Annotated in this window: 28 protein-coding genes, 1 tRNA gene and 1 pseudogene; 3 read left to right on the plus strand and 27 right to left on the minus strand. The window is 49.3% G+C overall.

From position 1 onward, the window contains the following. Positions 1-63: 63 nt before the first annotated feature. From DW817_RS06225 to DW817_RS06320, 20 genes are all read right to left on the minus strand, one after another. The gene (locus DW817_RS06225) at positions 64-237 is read right to left on the minus strand and encodes a 4Fe-4S binding protein (protein WP_009015750.1); all 174 of its coding nucleotides are present in this window, start codon (positions 235-237) and stop codon (positions 64-66) included. Then, positions 221-469 (minus strand): hypothetical protein, encoded by a 249-nt coding sequence (locus DW817_RS06230; RefSeq protein WP_009015751.1) that lies wholly within the window; start codon positions 467-469, stop codon positions 221-223. The genes DW817_RS06225 and DW817_RS06230 overlap by 17 nt, the downstream gene beginning before the upstream one ends. Further along, complete coding sequence (frr, locus tag DW817_RS06235) at positions 469-1,032, minus strand: ribosome recycling factor (RefSeq protein ID WP_009015752.1); 564 nt, start codon at positions 1,030-1,032, stop codon at positions 469-471. The genes DW817_RS06230 and frr overlap by 1 nt, the downstream gene beginning before the upstream one ends. Next, the gene (gene pyrH / locus DW817_RS06240; RefSeq protein ID WP_009015753.1) at positions 1,032-1,757 is read right to left on the minus strand and encodes a UMP kinase; all 726 of its coding nucleotides are present in this window, start codon (positions 1,755-1,757) and stop codon (positions 1,032-1,034) included. The genes frr and pyrH overlap by 1 nt, the downstream gene beginning before the upstream one ends. A gap of 281 nt (positions 1,758-2,038) precedes the next feature. Next, on the minus strand, positions 2,039-2,920 hold the full coding sequence (tsf, locus tag DW817_RS06245) for a translation elongation factor Ts (protein ID WP_009015754.1): 882 nt from the start codon (positions 2,918-2,920) through the stop codon (positions 2,039-2,041). A 39-nt stretch (positions 2,921-2,959) separates the two neighbouring features. Beyond that, entirely contained in the window at positions 2,960-3,691 is a 732-nt protein-coding gene (rpsB, locus tag DW817_RS06250) for a 30S ribosomal protein S2 (protein ID WP_120111611.1), read from the minus strand. 148 nt (positions 3,692-3,839) lie between these two features. Then, complete coding sequence (locus tag DW817_RS06255; protein ID WP_021736953.1) at positions 3,840-5,048, minus strand: alanyl-tRNA editing protein; 1,209 nt, start codon at positions 5,046-5,048, stop codon at positions 3,840-3,842. Continuing rightward, positions 5,029-6,027, minus strand: coding sequence for an elongator complex protein 3 (locus DW817_RS06260; RefSeq protein ID WP_009015757.1), 999 nt, complete (start codon positions 6,025-6,027; stop codon positions 5,029-5,031). The genes DW817_RS06255 and DW817_RS06260 overlap by 20 nt, the downstream gene beginning before the upstream one ends. 66 nt (positions 6,028-6,093) lie before the next feature. Beyond that, the gene (gene rnc, locus DW817_RS06265; protein ID WP_009015758.1) at positions 6,094-6,810 is read right to left on the minus strand and encodes a ribonuclease III; all 717 of its coding nucleotides are present in this window, start codon (positions 6,808-6,810) and stop codon (positions 6,094-6,096) included. Positions 6,811-6,816: 6 nt separating this feature from the next. Further along, positions 6,817-8,064, minus strand: a complete 1,248-nt coding sequence (gene fabF, locus DW817_RS06270; RefSeq protein WP_009015759.1) for a beta-ketoacyl-ACP synthase II — start codon at positions 8,062-8,064, stop codon at positions 6,817-6,819. A 12-nt stretch (positions 8,065-8,076) separates the two neighbouring features. After that, positions 8,077-9,030 (minus strand): nitronate monooxygenase family protein, encoded by a 954-nt coding sequence (locus tag DW817_RS06275; RefSeq protein WP_009015760.1) that lies wholly within the window; start codon positions 9,028-9,030, stop codon positions 8,077-8,079. Positions 9,031-9,132: 102 nt separating this feature from the next. Continuing rightward, positions 9,133-9,375: an acyl carrier protein gene (locus DW817_RS06280; RefSeq protein ID WP_016459446.1), complete on the minus strand. Its 243-nt coding sequence runs from the start codon at positions 9,373-9,375 to the stop codon at positions 9,133-9,135. 36 nt (positions 9,376-9,411) lie between these two features. Then, positions 9,412-10,155, minus strand: coding sequence for a 3-oxoacyl-ACP reductase FabG (gene fabG / locus DW817_RS06285; protein WP_009015762.1), 744 nt, complete (start codon positions 10,153-10,155; stop codon positions 9,412-9,414). A 1-nt stretch (position 10,156) separates the two neighbouring features. Continuing rightward, positions 10,157-11,104: an ACP S-malonyltransferase gene (gene fabD, locus DW817_RS06290; protein WP_009015763.1), complete on the minus strand. Its 948-nt coding sequence runs from the start codon at positions 11,102-11,104 to the stop codon at positions 10,157-10,159. After that, a complete protein-coding gene (locus DW817_RS06295; RefSeq protein WP_009015764.1) occupies positions 11,101-12,111 on the minus strand; it encodes a beta-ketoacyl-ACP synthase III in 1,011 nt (336 codons plus the stop codon). The genes fabD and DW817_RS06295 overlap by 4 nt, the downstream gene beginning before the upstream one ends. 3 nt (positions 12,112-12,114) lie before the next feature. Further along, positions 12,115-13,131, minus strand: a complete 1,017-nt coding sequence (plsX, locus tag DW817_RS06300; protein WP_120111613.1) for a phosphate acyltransferase PlsX — start codon at positions 13,129-13,131, stop codon at positions 12,115-12,117. Beyond that, entirely contained in the window at positions 13,115-13,705 is a 591-nt protein-coding gene (gene fapR / locus DW817_RS06305; protein WP_009015766.1) for a transcription factor FapR, read from the minus strand. Before fapR ends, plsX begins: the two co-directional genes overlap by 17 nt. A 348-nt stretch (positions 13,706-14,053) precedes the next feature. Continuing rightward, complete coding sequence (gene rpmF / locus DW817_RS06310; protein WP_016459444.1) at positions 14,054-14,236, minus strand: 50S ribosomal protein L32; 183 nt, start codon at positions 14,234-14,236, stop codon at positions 14,054-14,056. Between the two features lie 24 nt (positions 14,237-14,260). Further along, positions 14,261-14,764 carry a DUF177 domain-containing protein gene (locus DW817_RS06315; RefSeq protein ID WP_120111616.1) on the minus strand — a complete coding sequence of 168 codons (504 nt, stop codon included), beginning with the start codon at positions 14,762-14,764 and terminating at the stop codon, positions 14,261-14,263. A 65-nt stretch (positions 14,765-14,829) separates the two neighbouring features. Beyond that, positions 14,830-16,026: an acetate/propionate family kinase gene (locus tag DW817_RS06320; RefSeq protein ID WP_009015768.1), complete on the minus strand. Its 1,197-nt coding sequence runs from the start codon at positions 16,024-16,026 to the stop codon at positions 14,830-14,832. Between the two features lie 117 nt (positions 16,027-16,143). Here DW817_RS06320 and DW817_RS06325 point away from each other — a divergent pair, with 117 nt between their 5' ends. Then, a complete protein-coding gene (locus DW817_RS06325; protein ID WP_120111619.1) occupies positions 16,144-17,352 on the plus strand; it encodes a nucleotidyltransferase family protein in 1,209 nt (402 codons plus the stop codon). Positions 17,353-17,858: 506 nt separating this feature from the next. On the opposite strand, the gene DW817_RS10850 is transcribed toward DW817_RS06325, so the two are convergent. From DW817_RS10850 to rsmD, 4 genes are all read right to left on the minus strand, one after another. Continuing rightward, on the minus strand, positions 17,859-18,173 hold the full coding sequence (locus DW817_RS10850) for a hypothetical protein (protein WP_243634084.1): 315 nt from the start codon (positions 18,171-18,173) through the stop codon (positions 17,859-17,861). A gap of 317 nt (positions 18,174-18,490) precedes the next feature. Beyond that, positions 18,491-19,039 (minus strand): hypothetical protein, encoded by a 549-nt coding sequence (locus tag DW817_RS06335; protein WP_009015771.1) that lies wholly within the window; start codon positions 19,037-19,039, stop codon positions 18,491-18,493. 27 nt (positions 19,040-19,066) lie between these two features. Further along, the gene (gene coaD / locus DW817_RS06340; protein ID WP_009015772.1) at positions 19,067-19,555 is read right to left on the minus strand and encodes a pantetheine-phosphate adenylyltransferase; all 489 of its coding nucleotides are present in this window, start codon (positions 19,553-19,555) and stop codon (positions 19,067-19,069) included. Between the two features lie 49 nt (positions 19,556-19,604). After that, positions 19,605-20,162, minus strand: coding sequence for a 16S rRNA (guanine(966)-N(2))-methyltransferase RsmD (rsmD, locus tag DW817_RS06345; protein WP_021736950.1), 558 nt, complete (start codon positions 20,160-20,162; stop codon positions 19,605-19,607). A 71-nt stretch (positions 20,163-20,233) separates the two neighbouring features. Between rsmD and DW817_RS06350 the strand changes: the two genes are divergently transcribed. Both DW817_RS06350 and DW817_RS06355 read left to right on the plus strand, forming a co-directional pair. Then, a complete protein-coding gene (locus tag DW817_RS06350; protein ID WP_120111622.1) occupies positions 20,234-21,886 on the plus strand; it encodes a DUF4127 family protein in 1,653 nt (550 codons plus the stop codon). 30 nt (positions 21,887-21,916) lie between these two features. Then, positions 21,917-21,993 (plus strand) — tRNA-Pro (locus tag DW817_RS06355). 112 nt (positions 21,994-22,105) lie between these two features. Here DW817_RS06355 and DW817_RS06360 read toward each other — a convergent pair. From DW817_RS06360 to DW817_RS06370, 3 genes and pseudogenes are all read right to left on the minus strand, one after another. Further along, positions 22,106-22,333 (minus strand): hypothetical protein, encoded by a 228-nt coding sequence (locus DW817_RS06360; protein ID WP_243634085.1) that lies wholly within the window; start codon positions 22,331-22,333, stop codon positions 22,106-22,108. Positions 22,334-22,559: 226 nt separating this feature from the next. Then, positions 22,560-22,856: pseudogene (locus DW817_RS06365) on the minus strand (redoxin domain-containing protein); the annotation flags it as partial. A gap of 131 nt (positions 22,857-22,987) precedes the next feature. After that, on the minus strand, positions 22,988-26,221 hold the full coding sequence (locus DW817_RS06370; RefSeq protein ID WP_120111630.1) for a type I restriction endonuclease subunit R: 3,234 nt from the start codon (positions 26,219-26,221) through the stop codon (positions 22,988-22,990). Between the last annotated feature and the right edge of the window lie 3 nt (positions 26,222-26,224).

Genomic DNA, 26,224 nt, shown 5'->3' on the forward strand with positions numbered 1-26,224 from the left:
CGTTCCCCTATAAAAAAATTAGCGCAGCCTGCATCATTGCAAGCTGCGCAACGCGCCTCCTGCTTATTCAGCAGCGATAGCGCCAACCGGGCAAGCGCCGGTGCAAGCGTCGCAGTCGATGCAGCTAGCTTCATCAACCTTGTACTTGCCATTGTCTTCAGAGATAGCACCAACCGGGCAGGTACCAGCGCAGGAACCACAACCGATGCATGCATCTTGATCAATCTTGTGTGCCATTATGTGTACACCTCCCTTCAAATTGACAACCAATAATCAATGTTACTTTATGGTCAAGCGCATTGATTTGCTTCAACACGTAAGCAAAATCATCGCGCCAGACTAGCGTATCACGATGGAAGGCCGGTTCAGCCTTCACAAGCGTCACCGAAAGTCCCGCCTCTTTGGCCATCAAGACGGCTTCTGCAAGGGGACGGGCGACCAGGTCGGGAACAATCATCTCACATTCCATTAGATGGACATGACTTCCTTTTCCTTTTTCGCAAGGATGTCATCGATTTGCTTCATATACTGGTCAGTCAGTTTTTGGGAAGCATCCATAGCATCCTTGGAATCATCTTCCGTGATTTCCTTGCCTTTCAGCAGTTTCTTCACGGCATCATTGTATTCACGACGGATGTTGCGGACGGCAACACGGGCACTTTCACCCTTTTTATGAACAACCTTGACGAGTTCCTTACGTCTTTCTTCGGTTAAAATAGGCAGGCTCAGACGAATGACAGTCCCATCATTATTGGGATTCAGACCAAGGTCGCTCGTCATGATTGCCTTTTCAATTTCTTTCATCAGGCTCTTGTCCCAAGGCTGGATCACAATCATGCGGGGTTCCGGAACGGAAACATTGGCAAGCTGGTTGACAGGGGTCGCCGTTCCGTAATAATCTACTTTGACTTGATCTAGCAGGGACGGTGTTGCTCTTCCCGTGCGGATGGCAGCAAGTTCCGTATGCAGGGCCTTAAGGGCACTTGTCATCTTTCTTTCGCTGTCCGCTTTCAGTTCTTCAATCGTAGCCATCAGAGTCCTCCTACTACGGTTCCAATTTCTTCTCCCGCGGCCACCTTTGCAATGTTGCCCGGGCGGTCAATATTAAATACAACAATAGGAATATCATTATCCATGCAGAGACTGATTGCCGTGGAATCCATGACACCCAGATTCTTTTGGATGACTTCAAGGTATTCAAGATGATCGAACTTCTTGGCCTCAGGGTTCTTCTTCGGATCACTGTCATAAACCCCATCGACGCCTTTTTTAGCCATCAGGATAGCGTCGGCTTCGATTTCAGCGGCGCGCAGGGCAGCCGTCGTATCCGTTGAAAAATAAGGATTCCCCGTTCCAGCCGCAAAGATCACGACACGGCCCTTTTCAAGGTGCCGTACAGCACGGCGGCGAATGTAGGGTTCAGCAATTTGACGCATTTCAATGGCCGTTTGTACCCGAGTCGGCACGCCGCGGTTTTCCAAGGCGTCCTGGAGAGCCAAGGAGTTGATGACCGTTGCGAGCATTCCCATATAGTCAGCAGTCGCGCGGTCCATACCCTTGGAGCTGCCTGAAAGACCTCTCCAGATGTTGCCGCCGCCGTTGACGATGGCGACATCCAATCCGCTTTCACGGACGGCTTGGATCTGACCGGCAATGCTGTCTACCGTTACAGGATCGATACCATAGCCTTTTTCTCCTGCTAAGGCTTCTCCACTGAGTTTAAGAATGACGCGTTTGAATTTTCGTTTTGCTGACATCTGCTTACATTCCTCCCATGAGTCATCTATCATTTGGAAGAAGCAAGAAGGCATCCCAACCCAAAGGATGGATGCGGGCTCCTTCTCAGCAAAAGGGGGGCACTTCCCCCTTTATCCACTTCCATTCATTATATGAAAAAAAAAGGGTACATGCAAGACAGAATCCAAATTTGTCACGGATTCTGCCTCCTACACCATTTCAGGCCGCAAAAAAGGAAGCTGCCCAAAAAACGCATGGCGCAATTTTCGGTACAGCCTCCTCCTTTTCCATACTTTATTTCTTATTTAATGAAGCTCTGGACTTCAGAAGCAAAATCTTCCTGCTTCTTTTCAATGCCTTCGCCAAGCTGATAGCGGACAAAGCGAATGGCTTTGGCATTCTTTTCTTTCAGGAGACCGCTGATGGTCTTATCAGGATCCATGACGAATTCCTGATCAACCAAGCAGTTTTCCTTATAGAATTTTTGGATGCGGCCCATGACCATCTTTTCGATGATCTTTTCCGGTTTGCCTTCGTTGCGAGCCTGTTCAGCAAGGACTTCCTTTTCATGGTCCAGAACATCAGCCGGCACAACAGTGCGATCCATGTAGCCAGGGTTAGCAGCTGCAATGTGCATGGCAACATGTTTGGCCAGTTCTTCATCGCCGCCTTCGAGTTCAACGAGGACGCCAATCTTGCCTGCGCCATGGATATAGTGACCCAGGGTATGGCTGCCATATTCATAGACAGAGAAACGGCGGATATCAACTTTTTCACCAATCTTAGCGATGGCTTCCGTCACGATTTCACTGACCTTCTTATCAGAACCAGTGAAAGTGGAATCGAGCAGGGCCTGCATATCAGCCGGTTTCGTCAGGGCAACATGTTTGGTAATGGAATGAACAAGGTTCTTGTAATCATCGGTGTTGGCGACAAAGTCAGTTTCGCAGTTGACTTCTACGAGAGCAGCCACTTTGTTTGCTTCGTCCAGATAGATATCAACAAGACCTTCAGCAGCAACGCGGCTGGCTTTCTTAGCCGCCTTGGACAGGCCTTTTTCTCTCAGGTAGTCGATGGCTTTATCCATATCGCCGTCGGTAGCGGTCAGGGCTTTTTTGCAGTCCATCATGCCAGCGCCGGTGCGTTCACGCAGTTCCTTGACTTGACTTGCAGTAATTGCCATGTGTTTTTCCTCCTCAAGTGATGTTGCTAATGCTGATGATTATTCAGCAGCGTCTTCTGCTTTTGCTTCAGCAACTTCTTCGTCGACAGCACTGGCCTTGCCTTCGAGGATTGCATCAGCCATTTTGCTGGTGAGCAGTCTGACGGCACGGATAGCGTCGTCGTTAGCCGGCATCAGGTAATCCACTTCATCCGGATCGCAGTTGGTGTCAACCGTGGCAACAACAGGGATATGGAGCTTGCGGGCTTCCAGGATCGTGTTGTGTTCCTTGCGGGGATCGATAACAAAGATGGCATCCGGAAGTTTCTTCATTTCCTTGATACCGCCGAGGTATTTTTCAAGTTTCGCCATTTCATGACGAAGCACAATGACTTCTTTCTTAGGAAGCAGGGCAAAGGTGCCGTCTTCTTCCATTTTTTCGAGTTCATGGAGCCGTTTGATACGGGTCTGGATGGTCTTGAAGTTGGTCAGCATACCGCCGAGCCATCTTTCGTTGACATAGAACATGCCAGCACGGGTGGATTCTTCCTTGATTGCGCTCTGGGCCTGTTTCTTCGTTCCAACGAAGAGAACCTTACCGCCCTGGGCCGCCAGTTCACGCAGGAAGTTGTAGCATTCTTCTACTTTCTTGACGGTCTTCTGCAGGTCAATGATATAGATTCCGTTGCGTTCCGTGAAGATGTAAGGAGCCATCTTAGGGTTCCAGCGGCGAGTCTGATGACCGAAGTGTACGCCTGCTTCAAGAAGTTGTTTCATCGATACAATAGCCATTTTTATTTCCTCCTGTTTTTTCCTCCGCAGCTATTTTCCGAATCTCCTAAAAAGGACAGGTACGTCAAACGCTGCGTGTGTTGTTAGGGGTGCTGTGCGCACCGGATAGCATTATAGCATACCAAGGTCTGATTAAGCAAGCTTTTTGTTATTTGCTGTTAAGCGCTTCCAGCATGGCCTTTTCAAGAGCCTTTGCCTGTGCCTTCCAATCAGACCCGGCTATACCCCCGCCTTGGCTCGATGTCGGGCTGCCCCCACCGCGGCCATGAAAGACGTTTCCTGCCATGGTACACAAGTCACGGCAGCGCTCTTCTGCCCCTTTTGTCGCGGCAAATTGGTACATGACCTTATCGCCATTTTTAAGGATAAGGGCCGCCAAGATCTTTTCCTTTCCTGTCAATAGTTTCATGAGGCTCTTCCCGTCCCTTGGGGTTCCTTCGGTCAGGACGAAGACAAAACGTGTACCTGACGCAAGAAGAGGTGCCTTTTCCAAAAGGGCAGGCAGCTCAGCCTGGAAAAGGTCCTGGGTCCTTTCCCGCAGGCTAGCCTTGAGGTCTAGGACTTCCTGATGGAGTTTTTCCACAGCTGGCAGGACTTCTTCACTTTTGACAGAAAGGAGATTGCTCGTTTCTTCCAGGATGCGACTGCGTTCATGGATGGCTTCCACGGCTCGTTTGCCGCAGAGGAACTCTATGCGGCTGCCGCCTTTATAGCGGCTGAAGCGGATGACCTTGATGAGCCCCACCATGCCCGTAAAGGGCGGATGGGTCCCGCAGCAGGTACAGGTATCGCCCTCTTTGATATCGACGAGGCGGACGATGCCCCGCAGCTTATCGTTTTTCTTACGAAGGCCATACTTTCCGAGTTCCGTGTAAGGAACATAATGAAGGGTAATGGGATGATTTTCCCAAACCGCGGCATTGGCTGAAAGTTCCGCTTCTTTGACGGTTTTTTCGTCTACTTCCTTATCAAGGTCAATGAACACGCTCTCTTCATTCATATGAAACCCTACATTATTGGCGCCGCAGGTCTTCCAAAAAGCATAACTCAACATATGCTCTCCGCAGTGCTGCTGCATGCGGTCAAGCCTGACATCCCAATCGAGGCGAACGGTCACTTTTTTCCCCACCGGCAGGGCCTTGTGGGTAAAATGGCGCACGTCATCTCCTGATTCAGCCGCGTAATAGACGGGAATATCATCAATCCAGCCCCGGTCGGAAAGCTGCCCGCCCCCTTCGGGGAAGATCACGGTTCCATCGAGGACGATTTCAAAATGGTCCCCCACTTCCTTTGTCGACAGAACCGTCGCGCTGCACTCCTTGCGGAGTGAATCATTTTCATACCATTTTTTGGTCATGGAAGGTCACCTCGAATTGGCACCCAGCTTCCACTTGGACCTTGATCCTTCCGGAAGCTTCCCAGTGCCGAATATTGGAACGATGCTGACCCCGTACAATAGAAGAAAGGCGGTCTGGCACCGTAATAACCATATTATAATTCCCGCTTTTCTGCTCTGCAATAAGGGCGTCAATCTTTTTTTGCCAGACATAGGAATGGACGAGTTCCCCAAAAGAGGGGTGGAAGGGACCGGCGAGAATCCTGCCCGGCGCCCTAAGATCCTCATCGGGCTGAAGCCCCATCCGGATGACGGGGATGCCAGCTGCTGTGAGCCCTTCGTAAAGATAGGCGCAGCGGCGAACCGTTTCAGCAAGGTCAAGGGGCGTATAACACCCCTTGCGGTACCAATCGGCAAGTTTGGTTCCCTCAATCACAAGGAGCGGATAGATACGGCATCCCTCTGGATGCATGGCCGTAACACCGCGAAGGGTCTTTTTCAGGGTTTCTTCCGTTTCCCCAGGCAAATTGACCATAAGCTGATGGATGACAGCAAAGCCTGCTGCTTGAAGCTGTGCCGTGGCCTCATAGACGCAGTGCGCGTCATGTCCCCTGTCAAGAAGCGTCAACGTTACATCGTCAAGAGACTGGACGCCCAGTTCAACTGTGCGGACACCGTAGTCTCTAAGCAGACTTAAGCTGGCTGGACTTATGGCATCAGGCCGGGTGGAAAGGCGCAGGTCCGTAAAATAGCCAGCCTTACGATAAGGCATGACAAGTTCCAGCAGGGCTTCCTGTTCCGCCAACGGAAGGGCTGTGAAGGAACCGCCATAAAAAGCAAGCTCATTGCGATGGTCCTTTCTGACCCAGCCGGCAAGAGTCCTGAGCTGACTCTTGACATCTTCCACGCCATGATAGGCAGTACCGTTGATGATGGGCTGATTGCAGAAAAGGCAGCGATGGGGACAGCCTTTAAAGGAAACAAAAAGGGGAATGATCATAGCCTCTCCTCGTACAAGAAAAACCCGCCATAAGGAGAATCTCCTTGTGACAGGTTTCTTACAGGGTCACCCCTGCTTTTTCTTTACTAGGCGCAGTGCCTCACGGGCAGCGCGCTGCTCAGCAAGCTTCTTCGTCCTTCCCGAACCGGTTCCATAGGTTTTTTCCCCTACAATGACCTTCATGAAAAAGGTCCGGTTATGGGGCGGTCCGTCAAAGCCCGCTTCTTCATAATGGATATCCGTCTGTCCTTGTGCCTGGATGAGTTCCTGGAAGCGGGTCTTATAGTCCCGATCGATCCCATCCGCGGTCAGTTCCGGGATCTTGTCGATGAGGACCCTTGTAAGGAGATCCCTCACCTTTTCATATCCTGCATCAAGGTAGTACGCTCCCATAACGGATTCAAAGGCATCTGCCAGGATGGAAGGATTGTAACGGCCACCCATGTGACATTCCCCTCGGCCAAGGAGGAGATAGTCTCCAATGGCAAGGTCTTGAGCCAGTTCCGCCAAGGTCTCTTCGCAAACAAGGAATGCCCTAAACTTGGAAAGCGCTCCTTCATCCATCTCCGGGTAGGCAAGGTACAGATGGGTACTGACAACAAGGCTGAGAACGGAATCACCCAAAAACTCAAGGCGCTGGTTGAACTCCGGAACCACTTTTTCCTTGCACTCATAGGCATAGGAAGAATGGGTCAGGGCCGTATCCATGAGGGACAGATCCTGCATCGTGACACCCAGACGGACAAGGAAGCTTTCCAGGGCCTCTTTACGTTCCTTGCGCATGTAAGGTCAGTCCTTGTATTTCCGGAAGGCGACACAGGCATTATGGCCGCCAAAGCCGAAATTATTGGAAAGGACAACGTCCACATCTGCCTTGCGGGCAACATTGGGGACGTAGTCAAGATCCATTTCATCTTCTGTATCCGGATCTTCGTAATTGATGGTCGGAGGAATGATGCCGGTTTCAATAGTGAGGACGGAAGCAACGGCTTCCATGCCGCCGGCAGCCCCAAGCAGATGACCCGTCATGGATTTATTGGAGCTGATGGGCACCTGTTTGGCACGGTCCCCAAAAATCTTTTTGCAGGCCAGCGTTTCATTAAGGTCATTGCGATGGGTCGATGTCCCATGGGCATTGACATAGCTGACATCGTCCGGCGTGATTCCGCCGTCAGAAATGGCAGCAAGCATGCATTCTGCCGGCATCTCCCCGCTCGGATCCGGAGCCGTGATGTGATAGGCATCACTGTTATAGCCGTAGCCGATGACTTCGGCATAGATATGGGCACCGCGTTTTTTGGCGTGTTCCAATTCTTCAAGGACAATGACACCCGCGCCTTCGCCCATAACAAAACCGCTTCTTTTTTTATCAAAGGGGCAAGATGCCTTTTCCGGTTCCTCATTATTGCGGGACAATGCCTTCATGTTATCAAAGCCAGCGATGGCCATTTCAGTAATGGCAGCCTCACTGCCCCCGGCAAGCATGACATCGGCATCACCGTATTGAATGGTGCGCAGGGCATCACCAATGCAGTTGGTCCCTGTTGCGCAAGCCGTAACGATGGCCGTATTCGGTCCTTTAAGGCCAAGGGCAATGGCAATCTGGGCGGCCGGCATATTGGGGATTTCCATCGGGATGAAGAAAGGACTGATGCGGCTTGGACCCTTTTCAGCGTACTTCATGGCCACATCAACAAAAGTCTGCATACCGCCGATACCGGAGCCAACGCAGACACCGATGCGCTTGGGATTTTCGTCCTCGAGCTTGAGCCCTGAATCAGCAAATGCCATGTTGCCGCAGGCTACGGCAAACTGGGTCACGCGGTCCATCCGCTTGGCTTCTTTCTTATCCCCATACTGACCGAAATCAAAGTCCTTGACTTCCCCAGCAATCTGACAGTTCAGACGGGACGGATCAAACAGGGTAATGCGGCCAATACCGCTTTTACCTGCCGTCAGGTTCTTCCAAAATTCGTCTTTACCGATACCAATCGGGGTAATGGCACTGACGCCTGTTACGACGACTCTTCGTTTCAAAGGGATCACCTCTTAGTAAGATTTGCTTAATTCTTCTTTCAGTCTCCTGAAAATTTCATGAACAGGTAATATTTCCTTGATTTTCCACATATTGGCGCCCGTAAAGACGAGACCTGTTTCAAGATCTCCCTGCTGGGCCCGTGTCAGGGCCTTGATGATGCAGAAGCTTCGAGAACAGTGCTTGAGGCAGCTGTCACAAGTAAGCGGCTTTGGCGGATGCCCTTCCAAGGCAGCCTTGGAAAACGGACTGAGGACGGCGCGACCCTTGAATCCCACGGGACTATCAATCTGGATCACATCATCTTTGGTCATCTTCAAGTAAAATTCCTTAAGCTGAGGTGCTCCATTGGATTCCTCGCTCGCAGCAAAACGGCTCCCCATCTGGACGCCGCTGGCACCCATATGAAGGAGATCGGCTACATCACTGCCCGTGATGGCGCCGCCGGCCGCAATGACCGGGATCTTAACAACCGAAAGGATTTCCGGCAGAATATCTTTAATCGAACGTTGGGTCCCCAGATGGCCACCGGCCTCTGTTCCTTCCACAACAATAGCGGAAGCGCCCAAGCGTTCAGCAATTTTCGCAAGTTTGGCATAGGAAACAATTGGAACAATGGGAACCCCATATTCCTTGCCGACGGAAAACATATCTCGGGAAAAGCCGGCGCCGGCCACTATCAAATCGACTTTTTCCTGTGCTGCCGTAGTAATGAGCCCCTTGAATTCACGAGCGGCTACCATAGCATTGATGCCAATCATACCCTTGCCATTGGAAAGTTTCCGGGCAAGGCGGATTTCTTTGCGCAGTTCATCAAACGGCAGGCCGGAAGCAGCAATGAGGCCTACACCGCCTTCATTGGCTACTGAAGCTGCCAGGCGGGCCGTTGAAAGACGGATCGCCATACCACCCTGCACAATCGGCACAGTGGCAACTTTTTCACCAATCTTCAGTTCTGGCAATTTCAACTAAAATCCCCCATTTCAGGATCATGGAAATCAAATCAATAAAAAATAGGATAAAGCTCGGAAAGTCCCGAAAAGGGACCTTCCGACTGGATGGATATCCGATTATTTGTCAGCTTTATCCAGGAGTTCTACTGCATCTCTTACGGTGCGGATCTTTTCAGCAACATCATCGGGGATTTCCGTGTTGAATTCCTCTTCAAATGCCATGATCAGCTCAACAATGTCGAGAGAGTCAGCTCCCAAGTCATCGATGAAAGTAGAGTCCATCTTTACGTCTTCCGGAGCAACGCTCAGCTGGTCAACGGTGATTGCCTTTACTTTTTCGAAAGTGCTCTGTTCGCTCATACCTTTCACCTCCTTCCCCTTCTTCATACAATCATACTACATTACCATGCCACCGTCCACATTTAAAACTTGGCCGGTTATATAAGCAGCTTCTTCGCTGGCGAAGAATAAGACTGCATTGGCAACATCTTGCGGATCCCCAGGGCGTCCCAGAGGAATGGTCTTGAGCATTTCCTCCTGAACGGACTCTCCGAGGACTTTCGTCATGTCCGTAGCAATAAAGCCCGGTGCAATGACGTTTGCTGTAATGCCGCGAGAACTCACTTCCTTGGCAAGAGCCTTGGTAAAGCCAATGACGCCCGCTTTGGCAGCGGCATAGTTGGCCTGACCGGCATTGCCCGTCTCGCCCACCACGGAGGCCATATTGATGATTCGGCCTGCCTTTTGCTTCATCATGGTGCGCATAACGGCTTTGGAACAGTTATACATGCTCTTGAGATTCGTTGCAATAACGGCATCCCAATCTTCTTCCTTCATACGCATCAGAAGCCCATCACGGGTGATTCCGGCGTTGTTGACAAGGATATCGAGGCGTCCCAATTCAGCGACTGCCTGCTTGATCATGTCTTCGCAGACAGCTGTATCGGCAACATCCCCTTTAAGGACAATGGCCTTGCGGCCCATTGCCTTGACAGCTTCTGCGGTTTCTTCAGCGGCGGCTGTATTGCCGGCATAATTGATGGCCACGTCAGCCCCTGCTTTTGCCAGCGTCAGGACAATGGCACGGCCAATGCCGCGAGAACCGCCGGTTACAAGCGCTACCTTGCCGAATAACGTCATTTTATCGAACCTCCTTTAAATAAGCAAGCGATTTTTCCAAAGATTCCATGTCTTCCACATTGAGCGGTGCATAGGAACGGTCCACTTTCTTGATGAAGCCGCAGAGGACTTTGCCAGGGCCAACTTCCACAAAGGTATCGACGCCGTCATTCATCATACGGCGGACCGAATCTTCCCATAATACAGGGCTTGCGGCCTGCAGGACGAGCTGGGAGCGGATTTCATCCGCCTTTGTTTCCGGCTTGGCATTGACGTTTGCCACCACGGGAATCTTGGCATCCACGATCTCAACGCTGTCAAGGACTTCCTTCAGACGATCTGCAGCAGGCTGCATGAGCGTGCTGTGGAAGGGAGCACTGACAGGAAGGAGGATGGCGCGTTTGGCACCGGCTTCCTTCAGCCTGTCACAGGCTTTATGGACAGCTTCCGTCGCACCAGCGATGACAATCTGGCCAGGGCAGTTGAAGTTGACTGCCTGGACACACTGATTCGTCATGTTTGCCGTTTCTGCACAGATTTCCTTGATTTTATCTGTATCAAGGCCAATGATGGCAGCCATGGCACCTTCCCCAACGGGGACGGCTTCCTGCATGAACTGGCCTCTCTTGCGGACCGTGCGGACCGCATCGGCAAAGCTCATGGCACCGGCACAGACAAGGGCAGAATATTCACCCAAGGAATGACCGGCTACAACGGAGGGAATAATTTCATTTTCTTCCAGGACTTTCATCGCAGCGACACTGCACGTCAAAATTGCAGGCTGTGTATTATAGGTCAGGCGCAGCTGTTCTTCCGGGCCTTTGAAGCAAAGGTCCGTCATGGAAAAGCCAAGGGCTTCGTCAGCTTCCTTGAAAACGTCCTTTACGACACTGTAATTATCATAAAGGTCTTTCATCATCCCTACTTTCTGGGAACCCTGACCAGGGAACATGAACGCAATCTTACTCATTTTTTGGCCTCCTCTGTTTTCTGCCATTTGATGACAAGGGATCCATACGTGAGCCCAGCCCCAAAGCCGACAAGGACAACAATTTCATCCCGTTTCAAGCGGCCTTGGTCACGGGCGTCACACAGGGCAATTGGAATGGACGCGGCGGATGTATTGGCATACTGATCAACGTTGACCATGACTTTATTAAGCGGAAGGTCAAGCCGTTTGGCCGCAGAATCAATGATCCGTACGTTGGCTTGGTGCGGCACCAGAAGGTCGATATCATTTTTCGTCATGCCAATTTTGTCCAAGGCTTTCATGACACTGCGGCCGAGGACGCGAACAGCGAATTTAAAGACTTCTTTTCCATTCATGTGGATGAAGTGTTCATGGTGATCCACCGTTTCGTGGCTTGCTGGATGGCGCGATCCCCCGCCGGGCATATTCAGGTATTTTCCACCGGAGCCGTCGGCCCCAAGATCTACGGAAAGGATGCCGTAACCGTCTTCTACCGGTCCCAGAATAGCCGCACCGGCGCCATCACCAAAGAGGATGCACGTATTGCGGTCCGTAAAGTCAAGGATCCGGGAAAGGGTTTCTGCTCCTACAACAAGCACATGCTTATAAAGGCCGGAGGCAATGGTCTGGCTGACAATCCCGCAGGCATAGGCAAATCCCGTGCACCCCGCGCCCAGGTCAAAGGCCGCGGCATGGCTGGCTCCCAACCGGTCCTGCAGCATGCAGGCCACAGAAGGAAACTTCATGTCCGGTGACTCGGAAGCAACTACAATAAGGTCCAAGTCTTCCGCTTTCAAGTTGGCATCATCCAGCGCGCGCTGGGCAGCGATAAAGGCAAGATCACTGGTTGCCTGTTCCGGAGCGGCAATATGGCGCTGCCGGATACCCGTGCGTTCCACGATCCATTCATTGCTCGTATCAACCAATTTTTCCAGGTCATAGTTTGTCATGATTTTTTCAGGGACATAGGAACCCATCCCCAAAAAACCCACACTGATTCCTGACATAAGTTATAATTCCCCACTTTCTTCGTCCCGGAGGATTTCCCTACCAATTTTTCCGACAATATCCTTTTCTGTCAGTTCAATGGCTACCCTCACGGCGTTCTTGATGGCTTTTGCTTTGGAACTGCCATGGCAGATGATGAAGGGGGCACGTACGCCAAGAAGCAGGGCACCGCCATATTCGGAGGCATCCATTTTCCGCTTCACTTCCGTCAGGGCAGGTTTCATAAGAAGGGCCCCAAGCTTGGAAAGGAAACCGCTGCCTTTAACTGCGGAACGAATGATTTCCAAGACAGCAGATCCAAGCCCCTCCATGGTCTTTAAGACAACGTTTCCCGTAAAACCGTCACAGACAACAACATCGACGGTTCCTTTATTGATGTCCCGGCCTTCCACATTCCCGATGAAATGGATATGGGGATCGGCCTTAAGAAGTGGATACGTTGCAAGGCACTGCTCATTTCCCTTGGTCTCTTCCTCCCCAATATTAAGGAGCCCGACCCGGGGATTTTTGATACCAAGCTGGGATTCAGCATAAACCGATCCCATGATGGCACTTTGGACAAGCTGCTCCGGCTTTGCGTCCACCTTGGCACCAGAATCCAACAGGACCGTTGCCCCTGTGAGACTTGGAATAACCGTTGCAATAGCCGGCCGTTCGATGCCCTTGATACGGCCCAAACCGAACAGGGCAGAAGCAACAGCTGCCCCAGTACTTCCCGAAGAAACGAGGGCATCACATTCTTTTTGACGCAAAAGATCGGTTGCAACAACGATGGAAGCATCCCGCTTCTTTTTGACGCTGATGCCAGGGTGATCCTTCATTTCAATGACCTCACTGGCATGGTGGATGGTCACATGGGGATTGGTTTCCTCGTGTTCCCTGCGAAGTTCTGCCTTAATGACGTTCTCGTCACCGACAAGGACGGCATCGCAGCCATATTCCTTGACAGCCTGAAGGACGCCTTTGATGATTTCAGCAGGACCGTAATCGGTTCCCATGACATCAACTGCGATTTTCATTTTCTTGGTTCCTCTCTTCAGGTAAGGAAACAATCAGGAATTTGGCCCGAAAGACCTCTTTCCGATTGTTTCTGATCTTGACCCAGATGGTATATTTGTCTTCCTGCTTTCTCACAACCTCGGCCCGCGCCACAAGGACAGCACCGCTGAGAACAGGAATCTTGTATTTCACATTGGCCACGCCCGTCAGGGCTGCCGGTGCGTCAATAACGGCCAAAGCCAGGGAATTGGCCTGGGCAAACATGTATTGTCCCCGGCATACACCGGTTTTTTGCAGGACCATTTCCTTATTGACGGTCATCATGGAAATGCCGCTCACCCCAATTTCAAGGTCGATGAGTTCACCCACAATGTCTTCACTGGTAATCGCCTGAAGCTTCTTCTGGGCATTTTCCGCCATATGGCGCGTCCGTTCCCGAAGTTCTGGGATCCCAAGGGCCAGCCGATCAAGCCGAATGGTCTGGATACTGACCTCAAACTGTTCCGCCAGGTGGGCATCAGTCAGGAAGGGATTCTTGATAAGAGCAGCTTCGAGGCGCTGCTGACGCACCTTTTTACTTTGCGCTGAGCCCATTCCATCACCTACTTTACACCTACTTTTAGTACCTAGTCATAACAGCTACACTCATTATAAAGATAACGAGCCTAAAAAGCAAGTAAAAAGGGCCAGTAAAAGGTGAAAGAACGGTGACATTCCCCTCTTGAAAAGTGCTGCCGTCAAAACGAGGAAAGCCTACCCGAAAAGCGCTTGGCATCAAAGGCGCTGCTCTACCCCAAACGACCCTGCGCCAAGCAAAAAGCCTATGAAGATCCTGTACAAAGGGCACTCAAGAATAGGCCGTGACTCTTCCTGCGCTCCAACATCAGGCTGAAACGGGAAAAAGGCCACCGCCCAAAAGCGATGGCCTTTTTTCTTGATGTCTTATTCCTCTTCGGTCTTGACGACTTCCTTACCATCGTAGTAACCGCATTCAGGGCATACATGGTGAGGACGCATCTGCTCATGGCATTGCGGACATTCAACCAAGCCAGGAGCAGTCAGTTTCCAATTAGCGCGACGGGAATCGCGACGAGCTTTAGACATTTTTCTCTTTGGTACTGCCATTACGAAACACCTCCTAAACTCAACCTATTTCTCTAACAATGCCTCGAGAGCCTGTAATCGAGGATCGATGGTTCTTGTGTCACAATTGCACGGTGCCACGTTCCTATCAGCTCCACAGACCGGACAGATTCCCTTGCAGTCCGGTTTGCACAGCATACGTGCAGGAACAGTCAGCAGAAGGGACTCCCTCAAAGCATCCGTAACATCAACCACATCAAACTTATAAGTGAAAGCATCATCGGGGAGGTTCTCCGTTCCTTCCGGATAGTACCGTTCTTCCAAAGTGGAAACAAGGGGCTGCACCAAAGGTTTGAGACAGCGTCCGCATTCCCCTTTGACAGAAAAGTGAAGGCTTCCATCAAGAAGGATCATCTCTCCCCCATTATGGAGCGTGAAGTCCGCCACCACCTGACCCTCAAGGGAAACATCGTCTTCCGTGAGATCAAGGGCTTCCGGATCCAGTTCATAATGATAGGATGCCGAACCTATAAGCTGCTTTTTGATTTCTGCTACATTGATCTTTATCATAATAGTATCAACCGCTTTATTATAACGGTGTCCCCTTTCTTTGTCAATACAAAGGAGGGAATTCCTTATTTACCGCAAAGGCGGTTCGTATCGCGGGCAATGACGAGTTCTTCATTCGTCGGAATCAGGAAGACTTTGACTTTGCTGTCAGCCTTGCTGATTTCCGTAACCTTGCCGCGAACATTGTTGCGTTCAGCGTCGAGTTCAACACCGAGGAATTCAAGCCCTTTGCAGACCTTGGCACGGGTTCCGATATCGTTTTCGCCGACGCCAGCCGTGAAGACAATGGCATCAACGCCACCCATGGCAGCTGCATAGGCACCAATGTAGCGTTTGACTTGATAGCAGAACATATCAAGGGCAAGCTGTGCTTTTTCGTCCCCTTTATTGGCCGCATCTTCGAGGTCACGGAAGTCGCTGGAAATGCCGGAGATGCCAAGAACGCCGCATTCCTTGTTCATATATTTGTCCATTCCTGCATTGTCCAGGCCCTTTTTCTGCATCAGGATTGGAACGATTGCCGGATCGATGGAGCCGCAGCGGGTGCCCATGAGGACCCCATCAAGAGGCGTGAAGCCCATGGACGTATCCACGGATTTGCCGCCATCAACAGCGGTGATGGAAGACCCATTGCCCAAATGGCAAGTAATGATCTTGGTATCTTCCGGTTTCTTGCCGAGAAGCTCAGCGGCACAGGCAGCTACATAGCGATGGCTCGTACCATGGAAGCCGTATTTACGGATTCCGTACTTTTTGTATTCTTCATATTTGACGCCGTACATGAAGGCCACAGGAGGCATGGTCTGATGGAAAGCCGTATCAAAGACAGCCACTTGCGGGGTGTTCGGCATCAGTTTCTGGCAAGCGCGGATACCAGCAACATTAGGCGGCTGATGAAGCGGAGCCATGTCACTCAGGGCTTCAATCTGCTTCAAGTTTTCTTCCGTAACGAGAACGGATTCACTGAACACTTCGCCGCCATGGACAACACGGTGACCAACGGCATCGATTTCATCCATGGATTTGATGACACCATGGTTGGGGTCAACAAGGGCAGCAAGGACTTTCTTGATCCCATCTACATGATCGGGGATCTCGCTTTCCATGCGAACCTTATCCTTGCCTGCCGGCGTGTGGGTCAGGACAGAACCATCGATACCGATACGTTCTACCAGGCCTTTGGCGATGACGGATTCATCTTCCATGTTGATCAGCTGGTACTTAATGGAAGAACTGCCACAGTTAACAACAAAAATCTTCATTCCCTAGCCTCCTGATTGTTGCTGGTCAAAAAACCAGTTTCTTTTCTGATTGAATCAGCACTATAATAATATATCAAAGAATTGACGTCTTGTAAAACGATTTGAGGAAGGAATTTTATGGAACTACAAACGGTCGCCGCCATAACGGCTGAATACAACCCTTTTCACAAGGGGCACGCCCACCAAATCAACGTGATTCGTAAGACCTTGGGTAACGTTCCCATCATTGCCGTCATGAGCGGCTCCGTCACCCAGCGTGGGGAACTGGCCCTATGGGATAAATGGGAACGGGCCCGCCTTGCCCTGCGCGGCGGGGTCGACCTCGTTCTGGAACTTCCCACCGCAAGTGTCCTGCGCTCGGCTGATCATTTTGCCGCCGGAGCCCTTTCGGTCATGCGCCACACAGGCCTCGTCACCCATATCTGTTTTGGCATGGAAGATCCGGATCGAGCAAAACTAACCATGCTGGCTGCTGAACCTCCGGATCGCGAAACGTTTGAAAAAGCCCTGAAAGCAGGAACTTCCTATGCTGAGAGCATGGCCCTAGCCTACACAAAAAAAGACCCCGCTTACGCCTCCTTTTTTAAGGGCTCCAACAACCTTCTTGCCCTTAGCTATGCAAAAATGGCAAGGCAGGTCTTCCCCTCGGCCGCACTTCTTCCTATCCTGAGAGAGGGAACTCCCTATAATGAAGAAAGTCTTACGGAAAAAGCGGCAAGCGCGGCTGCCCTGCGTCATTTTCTTGAGGAAGAAGGACCCTCAGCTGCCATTTTTGCAGCCATGGGGATTCAGGCTAAAGAGGAAGAGGCCCATCTGGCCTCCCTCCCTTCTCCCCTTTTCCATAAGCAGCGCCTTGATCTATTGATGGCTTACGCCCTTGAAAGCACCGATGCCGAGCATCTTTCCCGCCATATTGAAGTCACTGAAGGCCTTGAAAGAGCCCTTTTGAAAGCCCGCCGAAAAGGTTCCTTTGATGCCATCGCGGCAGCCTGCAGCGGCAGACGCTATTCCCGTTCCCGTATCCGGCGGCTCATGCTCCAGCTGCTTTGTACCGGTGAAACAAAGGCCTTCACAGGGCTTAGTGACGAGGCCCCTTATCTGCGTGTCCTTGCTTTTTCAAGGCAAGGCAAAGAGCTTCTCTATCTGATGAAAGAAACAGCAACGCGCCCTCTTTTTTCGCTCGTCAATAAAGATACCGCCCGGCACCTTAACGAAGAAGCAAGGCGGAAACTCGATCTTGACCTTGCGGCCACTTCACTCTGGGAACTTGTGGCAACAGGGATCGCTACTGGCCGTGATTATAAAGAGGCTCCCATCAAGGACTGACCGTATCCTTGTTAAAAGTCCATCAAATTGATACAAAGGCTAGCCTTTGTCACGGTGATTTGTTGCAGCCTGCTAATAAGGGGTTACAATAGAATGCGGCCTTCCCGTCCCTGTTCAGGATGCGCCTGCTTCAGGGTTTCTGGGAAAGCGGCATAATGCCCATCGAGCTCCCTTACAAGTACTTTTTCATCGCGGGGATACTGCCTGTTTATGGGAAGGACATTTGACATATGGAGGCCAAAAAAATTCTATATCCTGAAGATTCAGTGCTTTCAAAAAGGCAAGCTTTTCTTCCATCTGTTCGCCAAGGATGTTTTCGGCAAACTGTCACGTCTGGATAAGGCGCCCCAAGGCACTGCTCCGATCAACATGAAGGGGTGAGCCAAAAATCAGCCGCGACTGGACCAAGTTCGCTAAAAGAGCGTTAACTCTGGCACTTTCCAGCCCCCTTCCCCTGTCGCCTGCCCCCAGCATCAAATTGATGCTATAGCAGCAGCCGAGGCGTTTTAAGCGCAAAAGCTGCTCTTTTTCCTCATGTAGGGTAAAACCTTTATTAAAAAAGTAAGGGCAGCCTCACTGCCAGACTCAACCCCAATGTTGAAATCATTCAGCTTCAGGGCACGGAGCATCAGAAGCTCTTCATCGATCTTGTCCTTGATGTTCCTGATAGAAGCATACATGGAAATGGTATCGATACGAGGAAAAATAGAAGCAATCAGTTCTCCTATGCCCTTAAGGTCCCTGGTAGGCAAGGCAAAAGCATCTCCGGTTACAAGAATAATCTGTTTGACCCTGTTCCCATAATAGGATCGTACCTCCAAGAGATCTTCCTGGATCTGGGACAAAAAGACGGCGGAAAAAGGCTGTCCCCACTACATGGAGCAGAACGATTGGCATGATGACTGCAGCCAATCGTTGCTTCATTGAGAAACACTCCAGCTTCATAAGGTGGTCGATAAACGGGCTCTGTATCGTGCTTGATGGCTCCTTTCCAGCGGAATAAGGCCTGGACAGCCCCATTCATGACGAGCATGTCTTATTAATGTGCACGTTCAAGCAATTTATAATAATCGATGCCTGCTTTTCGTCAACAAACAAAAAGGAACCACCGCTAACGCAGTGGTTCCTTTTTGTTTGTTTATTTCCGATCGCCCGATTCAATCTGGTTGTCTGACTCATAGGACGAGCGCAGGGCCTGACCATTATCACGGACTGCCGTCAAGGTCTTGTTGAGGTTTTCTTCCAGATAGTTGAAAACATCCATGGCATACTGCATGGATTCGCTGTGGAGCTTATCCGCATAGGCATCTGCGGCAGCACGCATATCGCGGTCATACTGCTGGGTCGTTGCAATGATGCTGTTGGCCTTATCTTCCGCCGCTTTCACGACTTCTTCCTGACGGACAAGCCGATCGGCTTCGGCTTTGGCAAGGTCGACTATCCGGTCGGCTTCAGCCCGGGCCTGCTCGATGATCTGGTCAGCTTCCGCGTGGGCCTTTTCCTTGATATCCTTTTGCTCTTCCAACAGGTCATGGGCCCGTTTGATTTCAAGAGGTACAGCCCCGCGCAGTTTTTCAAGGATCATATCCACATCGCTTGCTTTGACAAGCTTGTAGTTCAAAACAGGAATCGATCCCGCAGAAGACAGCACATCATCCAATTCGTCTAAGATATTATCCAGTTCCATAGTTATCCGTTCCTTCCTTTTCTTTTTTCACTGCGCCGATCGTGCGCGCTTCATGATATCATCCTTGATCGAAGGGGGAACAAACCCCGTGATATCGCCGCCGAAATACAGCATCTCCCGGACACCGGAAGAACTGAGGCAGGAATATCTTTCGTCCGTCATGATGAAGACCGTCTCAATACTGTGATCGATTTTCTTCATCAAAAGCGCCCGCTGGAATTCATATTCAAAATCGGAAAACGCCCGAAGGCCCCGGACAATGAACGCGGCTTCTTCTTTCCTGCAGAACTCATTGAGGAGTCCCGAAAAACTTGTCACCCTGACATTGGGAAGGTGAGCCGTCGCTTTTTCAATGAGGGCAACCCGTTCCTCCATGGGAAAAAGGGCCTTGTCCTTCGTGGGATTGACGAATACACTGATAATGACTTCGTCAAACATATGGCTTGCTCGTTCAAAAATATCCAAGTGTCCCAAGGTCACAGGATCAAAACTTCCTGGACAGACTGCTCTGCGCATGAAAAGTCCTCCATAACAGTCGAATTCTAACCATCATTATATCAAATCCCTATAGAGATTTCCACTCAATTAGTGAGATTTTCGTATCGCCATATTTTTCGGTCCTGATTTCCGTTCCCGCCTTCACATACTCCCGGGGATCTTCAAGGAGGGAATGTTCAAGGACCAAAAGACCGCCGTCGCGAAGGATGCCGTGTTGGCAGAGCGCCTTGTACAGGGCCTCATTGAGTCCTTTATCATAAGGGGGGTCGGAAAAAACAAGATCATAGATTTCCCCATTACCCTTGGCGTCGGCAATGCCCTTGATGGCATCGGTATGACGGATAATGGCGTCAGCCCCCGCCTTTGCCTTTTCTACATTAAAACGAATGAGCCGCAGGCTTTCGCGGTTCTTATCAAAGAGGACGACTTTCCTTGCCCCCCTGCTCCACGCTTCCAGCGCTAAGTTTCCCGTGCCGCCAAAGGCATCCAGAACCACAGCGCCGGCAATACGGTCCTTGATGATATTGAAGAGTGCTTCCTTGACACGGTCACTCGTGGGCCGTACGGCATAATCCTTGGGTGGAAGCAGTTTCATACCTCGGGCCCGTCCCGTAATGATTCGCATACACAAATTGCCTCCCATCGTATATAATAAATAGCAAACTCATTTGATTGTCAAAAGAAAGGAGCTCAGCCATGAAGAAAGGACCCCTTTACCTATGTGGGGCCGCCGCAGCGGCAGTATGTGTATTGTACCACACCTTGGCCCCAAAAGGCGTGCCCTTTTCTCCGGCCCCGGTGCCAATTTCTGAATCTTGGACCTTTGTTCCCCTTGATGACCGGCCCCCGTGCCGCCGCTTCACAGAAGAACTGGGGGCCCTTGCCGGCATCCACTTTGCAGCACCGCCCCATAAGCTGATGGACTGGTATGAAGTGCCGGCCCATATTCCCCAGGTCTGGGACTATGTTGAAAAGGATCTTCCTGGGCGCAGGGGTGCCCTCCTATCTACAGACCTGCTCTTATTTGGCGGGCTCCTGCATTCCCGCCTTGTTCCTGCCGATGCCGCTTCAACAGCACAATTTTTCGATCGCCTGGAAGCGCTCATGGAGAAGAATCCTCAAAAGGAATATTCCCTTTTCACGGTCATTCCCCGCCTGCTCATCAGTGACCAAGTCCTTCCCGACCGATGGTACCAATGGCATCTTATGACCTGGGCCGTCAATATGGATAAAAAGATCCGCGGCCTGCCCTATGATGAACCCCTTTATGAAAGCGTCAAGAAAGAAATCCCTATGGATCTCAAATGGAAATATATGACACTCTATCGGGATAATGACACATTTAACCAGATGCTCATCGACTTTTCCACCAAGCATCCTGTCACGGATCTTGTGATTGGGCAGGATGATGCCCACCCTTTTGGGCTGCCCAATTACAATCGGCTCAATGTCAAAAGTTATGTAAAAAATTACGATGTCCACCCGCCCATCATGACAAGTCAGGGCGCCGATGAGCTTGGGGCCCTTGCTGCAAGCCGCATCTATCTTCAGGAAAGCGGACACCGGCCGCGTGTCAAGGTCCTTTATGGATCGGACGCCATGAAAGATTACACCTTGCCCTTTGTTCCATTGACCTTGCAGGAAATCGCCGAAGAAAAGATTGCCCTTTCTGGCGCCGTTGAAACAGCCAGTGACGAAGAAGCCGACTATTATCTCTTCATTCACTGCGGCACGGACCGCACGGAAAATTACCGTCCCGTGGCCCACCGGGTAAAGACACTCATGAAGGAAAAACCCCTGGCCCTCGTTGATCTATCCATGCATTTTGCAGGCGGTGAGTGCCTGCTTCCTACCCTTGTCAAGGAGGAGGTCCCCATTGGCCGCCTTCTTGCCTATTCAGGATGGAATACGGCATCAAATGCCATTGGTACAGCCGTTGCCCAGGGAAATATTGTTTCCATGCGGGCCCATGACCTGCCACAAAACGAGCTCCCCCGTCTTTATGCGCAGAATCTCACCTTCAATGCGGCCCGCTTCCTGGATGACTGGGCCTACCAAAAAGTTATTCGGCCCCACATGGCGGTCCTTGCGGGTCTAAATGGGTCACCCGAGGTCCCTGTTTCGGAGAAAAGTCTCGCAGGCGCCCAAGATTATCTGGGAAGGGAACTCTTCTTTTATAAAACCCTCCTTGTCTGGGCCCTGCGTCAGGAACCTTTTTACCAGGATCAGCATGACGCCTATTACCTTCAGGACCTTTCCTTTGAAAGTGCGTTTCCTTGGCAGCGGGCTTTTGAAATCGATTTGACAGTCCATCCAAAATTTGGGAAAAAAGAATTGACAAAAGAATAAATTTCGATTATACTCAAGAAGTTGATTGTTCGGGACGTAGCGCAGTTTGGTAGCGCGCCTGGTTCGGGACTAGGAGGCCGCAGGTTCGAATCCTGTCGTCCCGACCATCTTTTTATTTGGATGGTCGAAAGGAGCGGTAGGCTCCTTTTTTATTACCTAAAAGCTGAGGAAATGACATTCATTTCCTCAGCTTTTTTTCGTGATGGAACAGATCTTTTCTTATGCCAAGAGATCAAGGAGATCCTTCATGGTCTTTTTTCCAAACTGCACATCCCTTCCCCCATCAATGATGAGGCAGAAAACGCCCGTGATGTGACAACGATTCTTCCAGCTGCCATGATAGGAAAAATTACGAATCCGGACCATAATTTTTAAACTAAGTGCCGCAATATGCTGGGCGACCGTCACGATATCGAGGCAGATGCTGCAGGTAAGGGATACAATCAAGATGAAACTTATGACCCTGCTCTTGCTTCATCTTCTCTAAGATATAGGCTAGAATATGACCTAAGTCATTACATAATATATCCTTCATTTCTCTTTGCATGAGTTATTGGCAATCTCATTGTAGAAGGAAACGAAAGATGATGTAATGGCTTTTTCTATTGAGCCCAAATTGTTTTTTTCTAATGGGCTCTATTTGGCTAAATTAAATGGGCTCTAACACCGTCCCCTCATAGGAAACAACCCGTCCTTCAGGATTTACGACAAAAGCGCCGCGTTCGGCAATTCCAGCTTCTTGTATAAGAACTTCAAAATCCTTGGCAAGAACATGGGCCAGGTCAGCAAGCATTGGATACTTGATCTTGGCAATCTTTTCTGATGCGTCATGCCAGGCTTTATGGACAAACGCAGTATTGCAGGAAACGGAAGCGATTTCGCATCCCGCCTGCTGGAAGACTTCATATTTAAAAGCAAGGTCTTCCAGTTCCGTAGAGCATATAAAGAGAACGTCCGCCAGATAGAAGAAGAGTCCCTATTTGGATAGCTCAATTAGAGATTAAGGAATACAACGATTAATTTCTAAGCAAAGCCTTCTAACAGAACTCAAAAGCAAAATGACCACACTAGAGTATTGATTGCTCCGGTGCGGTCAGTTTCTTATTTTGTATGATAAGGCACTTGATCCTCGGCCACCATTAAGGACGGTTCAGATGATGTGTTATAAGTAATTGGCTTCTGTTCTTCTGTGAATGATGCAGAACCTCCAATTCCAAAATACTTTTCAAAGAAAGTCTTGAGCTTGCTGATAATACCTTGCTTTTTCTCAGTACGTTTGCCACCCCCAAATCGTGAGACAGGTGGCATCAGCTTATCGATGTCCGTCCCGGCAGTCTTGATTTCTCCATCACGGAATGCATTCTCTAAGAATTTTCTAGTTTCTTCCGGCTTTAGCCTTTCTTCTTTTATAATGTTTTCTAAGTCCTCTTCACACTTGTGGGCAACATAATCATGCCATTCAGCCATGATGTCATCTACTTCATTGATGCCTGCAACAAAGGTTTCAATGAGTGCTTTCTTGCTACGGAGCTCAGGACTGGCATCAATCGCCTTACGAATGGTAATAAGCACTTCCTTATCCTCACAGTGGGTATCGTGATACTTTTTAACGAGCATAAGGATATAGTCGATATTTATCTCTATCTGTTTGATGAGTTCTACTTCAAAGACAATATCATCGATGATGTCTGTGCTTTCTCCTTGATCACGTCTGCGTTTCCATTCATCACGAAGGTCTTGATATCTACCGAGATAATCCTGCAGGTCACGCTCTGTGATGAGTCCTTTGCCTACAAATTCATCGAAGGATGATAACAGGTTGCGCATACGAAGGATTGCACCAAACAGGGAGATGAAGTCTTTCTGATTCTGTTCTCCAATAATCTGTGGTTCTGACAGTGGGAACTTTTCTTTTAGTTCCTCCATCATATCTGCATAACCTAGCATTTGCTTTCCGTCTACAGACTCATAACCATAATAGTAATCCTTAAAGCTGTTCAGAAGAACGATACCTCCGGCATTCTTATCTCCGAACAAGGATATCGCACTGTCTACTCGCTTTTGTAAATTTCTGAAGCAGACGATATTACCGAATGTCTTGATAGAATTAAGGATTCTGTTTGTTCTTGAGAAAGCTTGAATCAGTCCATGCATCTTAAGGTTCTTATCCACCCACAATGTGTTCAGTGTGGTAGCATCAAAGCCTGTCAGAAACATATTGACTACGATAAGCAAATCCAGTTCTTTATTCTTCATGCGAAGGGATACATCTTTATAATAATTCTGGAACTTATCACTTGAGGTATCGTAGTTCGTATGGAACATTTCATTATAATCTTTGATGGCATCTTCCAAGAAGTCACGAGATGGCTTATCAAGCGCTGATGTATCCTCAGAGTTCTCCTCATCAAGGATACCATCGGATTCTTCCTCATTAGCACCATAGCTGAAGATAGTAGCAATACGCAGTTTCTTAGTAGGATCTGCTGCCATCTGCTTTTTGAATTCTTCATAATATAATTTTGCCATTGGTACAGAGGCAACAGCAAAGATGGAGTTAAAGCCACTTACACGCTGTTTCTGCTTGATTTCTTCCACAGCACCTCTGTCGGCAGACGCAACCTCTGCAACATTCATAAGAGTACTGTAGACATAGGTCTTATCGCCACGATATGTCTTCTGATCAAAATGCTCAAGGATATACTTTGTTACAAGGCTGATTCTCTGTGGAGCCATCATAGCCTTTTCACGATTGATATCCCATACCATTTCATCATCAATGTCTTCTTCTTCATCCATTGTCTTGATGTAATCCACACGGAATGGAAGTACATTCTTGTCATTGATGGCATCAACGATGGTATATGTGTGGAGCTGATCACCGAAAGTCTGCGCTGTGGTAAAGAGCGCAGGGTTCTTGGCACGTCCTGCATTCACAGAAAATATCGGTGTACCTGTAAATCCAAACAGATGATATTTCTTGAAGTTCTTTACAATGGCAGTGTGCATATCGCCAAACTGACTTCTGTGGCATTCATCAAAGATAATTACCACATGTTTTTGATATACTTCGTGTCCCGGATTTTTCTTGATGAAAGTAGCAAGCTTTTGAATCGTTGTGATAATGATTCGAGCATTTGGATTTTCCAGCTGTTTCTTTAATATGGCCGTAGAGGTGTTGCTGTTGGCAGCACCCTTTTCAAATCGGTCATATTCCTTCATGGTCTGGTAGTCCAAGTCCTTACGGTCTACAACAAACAGTACCTTATCGATAAAAGGCAGATAAGAAGCCTGTCTTGCAGTCTTAAAAGATGTCAATGTCTTACCGGAACCTGTGGTGTGCCAAATGTATCCGCCGCCTTCAATAGAACCATATTTTTTATAGTTATTTGCAATCTCAATGCGATTAATAATACGCTCAGTTGCTGTAATCTGATAGGGACGCATGACCATCAGTATATTTTCCGAAGTAAAAATACAGTACTTCGTAAGAATATTGAGGATGGAATGCTTGGCAAAGAATGTCTTTGTAAAATCAATCAAATCCGGAATCACTCTGTTATTGGCATCTGCCCAGAATGATGTAAACTCAAAGCTGTTACTTGTTTTACCTTTCTTACCCTTGGATGCATTGGCATCCTTGATGGCATTAAAGCGTGTGCTGTTAGAGTAATACTTGGTATTTGTCCCGTTGGAAATAACGAATATCTGCACGTACTCATAGAGACCACAGCCTGCCCAGAAACTGTCACGCTGATATCTGTTTATCTGATTGAAAGCCTCACGGATGGCAACCCCTCTGCGTTTTAACTCGATATGTACGAGGGGCAGACCATTGACAAGCACAGTGACATCATAGCGATTGTCATAGCTTGCCTGCCTGTTCGGCAGACAGGCACCATCTTCCTTGCCAAGCACATACTGGTTGATGACCTGCAGACGATTGTTATAGATGTTCTGCTTATCAATCAGTGTGATATTCTTGGATGAACCATCATCACGTTTTAAGACTTGCACATTATCCTCTTGGATTTTACGAGTCTTTTCCACGATATGTTCATTAGGATTGGCTACAGCAGAATGGAAGAACTGATGCCATTCGGTATCTGTAAACTTATAGTTATTCAGTTCCTCCAACTTTGTTCTAAGATTTGCAATCAAATCCTTTTCGGTATGGATGGAAAGATATTCGTAGCCTTGATCACAAAGCATACGGATAAATTCTTTCTCCAATGCAGCCTCACTTTGATATTGGTCAGCACGAACCTTCACAGGTTCATATTCTGTAACAACCGTATTCTCATTTGATTCGGCTACAATATTAAAATAAGGCACATG

The organism is Acidaminococcus sp. AM33-14BH (assembly GCF_003603525.1).
Classification (GTDB): Bacteria; Bacillota; Negativicutes; order Acidaminococcales; family Acidaminococcaceae; genus Acidaminococcus; species Acidaminococcus intestini.

Bases quoted from the DNA above. Each gene is read 5' to 3' on its own strand.
- DW817_RS06225 (WP_009015750.1), bottom strand. From the start codon at position 237: ATGGCACACAAGATTGATCAAGATGCATGCATCGGTTGTGGTTCCTGC.
- DW817_RS06230 (WP_009015751.1), bottom strand. From the start codon at position 469: ATGGAATGTGAGATGATTGTTCCCGACCTGGTCGCCCGTCCCCTTGCA.
- frr (WP_009015752.1), bottom strand. From the start codon at position 1,032: ATGGCTACGATTGAAGAACTGAAAGCGGACAGCGAAAGAAAGATGACA.
- pyrH (WP_009015753.1), bottom strand. From the start codon at position 1,757: ATGTCAGCAAAACGAAAATTCAAACGCGTCATTCTTAAACTCAGTGGA.
- tsf (WP_009015754.1), bottom strand. From the start codon at position 2,920: ATGGCAATTACTGCAAGTCAAGTCAAGGAACTGCGTGAACGCACCGGC.
- rpsB (WP_120111611.1), bottom strand. From the start codon at position 3,691: ATGGCTATTGTATCGATGAAACAACTTCTTGAAGCAGGCGTACACTTC.
- DW817_RS06255 (WP_021736953.1), bottom strand. From the start codon at position 5,048: ATGACCAAAAAATGGTATGAAAATGATTCACTCCGCAAGGAGTGCAGC.
- DW817_RS06260 (WP_009015757.1), bottom strand. From the start codon at position 6,027: ATGATCATTCCCCTTTTTGTTTCCTTTAAAGGCTGTCCCCATCGCTGC.
- rnc (WP_009015758.1), bottom strand. From the start codon at position 6,810: ATGCGCAAGGAACGTAAAGAGGCCCTGGAAAGCTTCCTTGTCCGTCTG.
- DW817_RS06280 (WP_016459446.1), bottom strand. From the start codon at position 9,375: ATGAGCGAACAGAGCACTTTCGAAAAAGTAAAGGCAATCACCGTTGAC.
- fabG (WP_009015762.1), bottom strand. From the start codon at position 10,155: ATGACGTTATTCGGCAAGGTAGCGCTTGTAACCGGCGGTTCTCGCGGC.
- fabD (WP_009015763.1), bottom strand. From the start codon at position 11,104: ATGAGTAAGATTGCGTTCATGTTCCCTGGTCAGGGTTCCCAGAAAGTA.
- DW817_RS06295 (WP_009015764.1), bottom strand. From the start codon at position 12,111: ATGTCAGGAATCAGTGTGGGTTTTTTGGGGATGGGTTCCTATGTCCCT.
- plsX (WP_120111613.1), bottom strand. From the start codon at position 13,131: ATGAAAATCGCAGTTGATGTCATGGGAACCGATTACGGTCCTGCTGAA.
- fapR (WP_009015766.1), bottom strand. From the start codon at position 13,705: ATGGGCTCAGCGCAAAGTAAAAAGGTGCGTCAGCAGCGCCTCGAAGCT.
- rpmF (WP_016459444.1), bottom strand. From the start codon at position 14,236: ATGGCAGTACCAAAGAGAAAAATGTCTAAAGCTCGTCGCGATTCCCGT.
- DW817_RS06315 (WP_120111616.1), bottom strand. From the start codon at position 14,764: ATGATAAAGATCAATGTAGCAGAAATCAAAAAGCAGCTTATAGGTTCG.
- DW817_RS06320 (WP_009015768.1), bottom strand. From the start codon at position 16,026: ATGAAGATTTTTGTTGTTAACTGTGGCAGTTCTTCCATTAAGTACCAG.
- DW817_RS06325 (WP_120111619.1), top strand. From the start codon at position 16,144: ATGGAACTACAAACGGTCGCCGCCATAACGGCTGAATACAACCCTTTT.
- DW817_RS06335 (WP_009015771.1), bottom strand. From the start codon at position 19,039: ATGGAACTGGATAATATCTTAGACGAATTGGATGATGTGCTGTCTTCT.
- coaD (WP_009015772.1), bottom strand. From the start codon at position 19,555: ATGCGCAGAGCAGTCTGTCCAGGAAGTTTTGATCCTGTGACCTTGGGA.
- rsmD (WP_021736950.1), bottom strand. From the start codon at position 20,162: ATGCGAATCATTACGGGACGGGCCCGAGGTATGAAACTGCTTCCACCC.
- DW817_RS06350 (WP_120111622.1), top strand. From the start codon at position 20,234: ATGAAGAAAGGACCCCTTTACCTATGTGGGGCCGCCGCAGCGGCAGTA.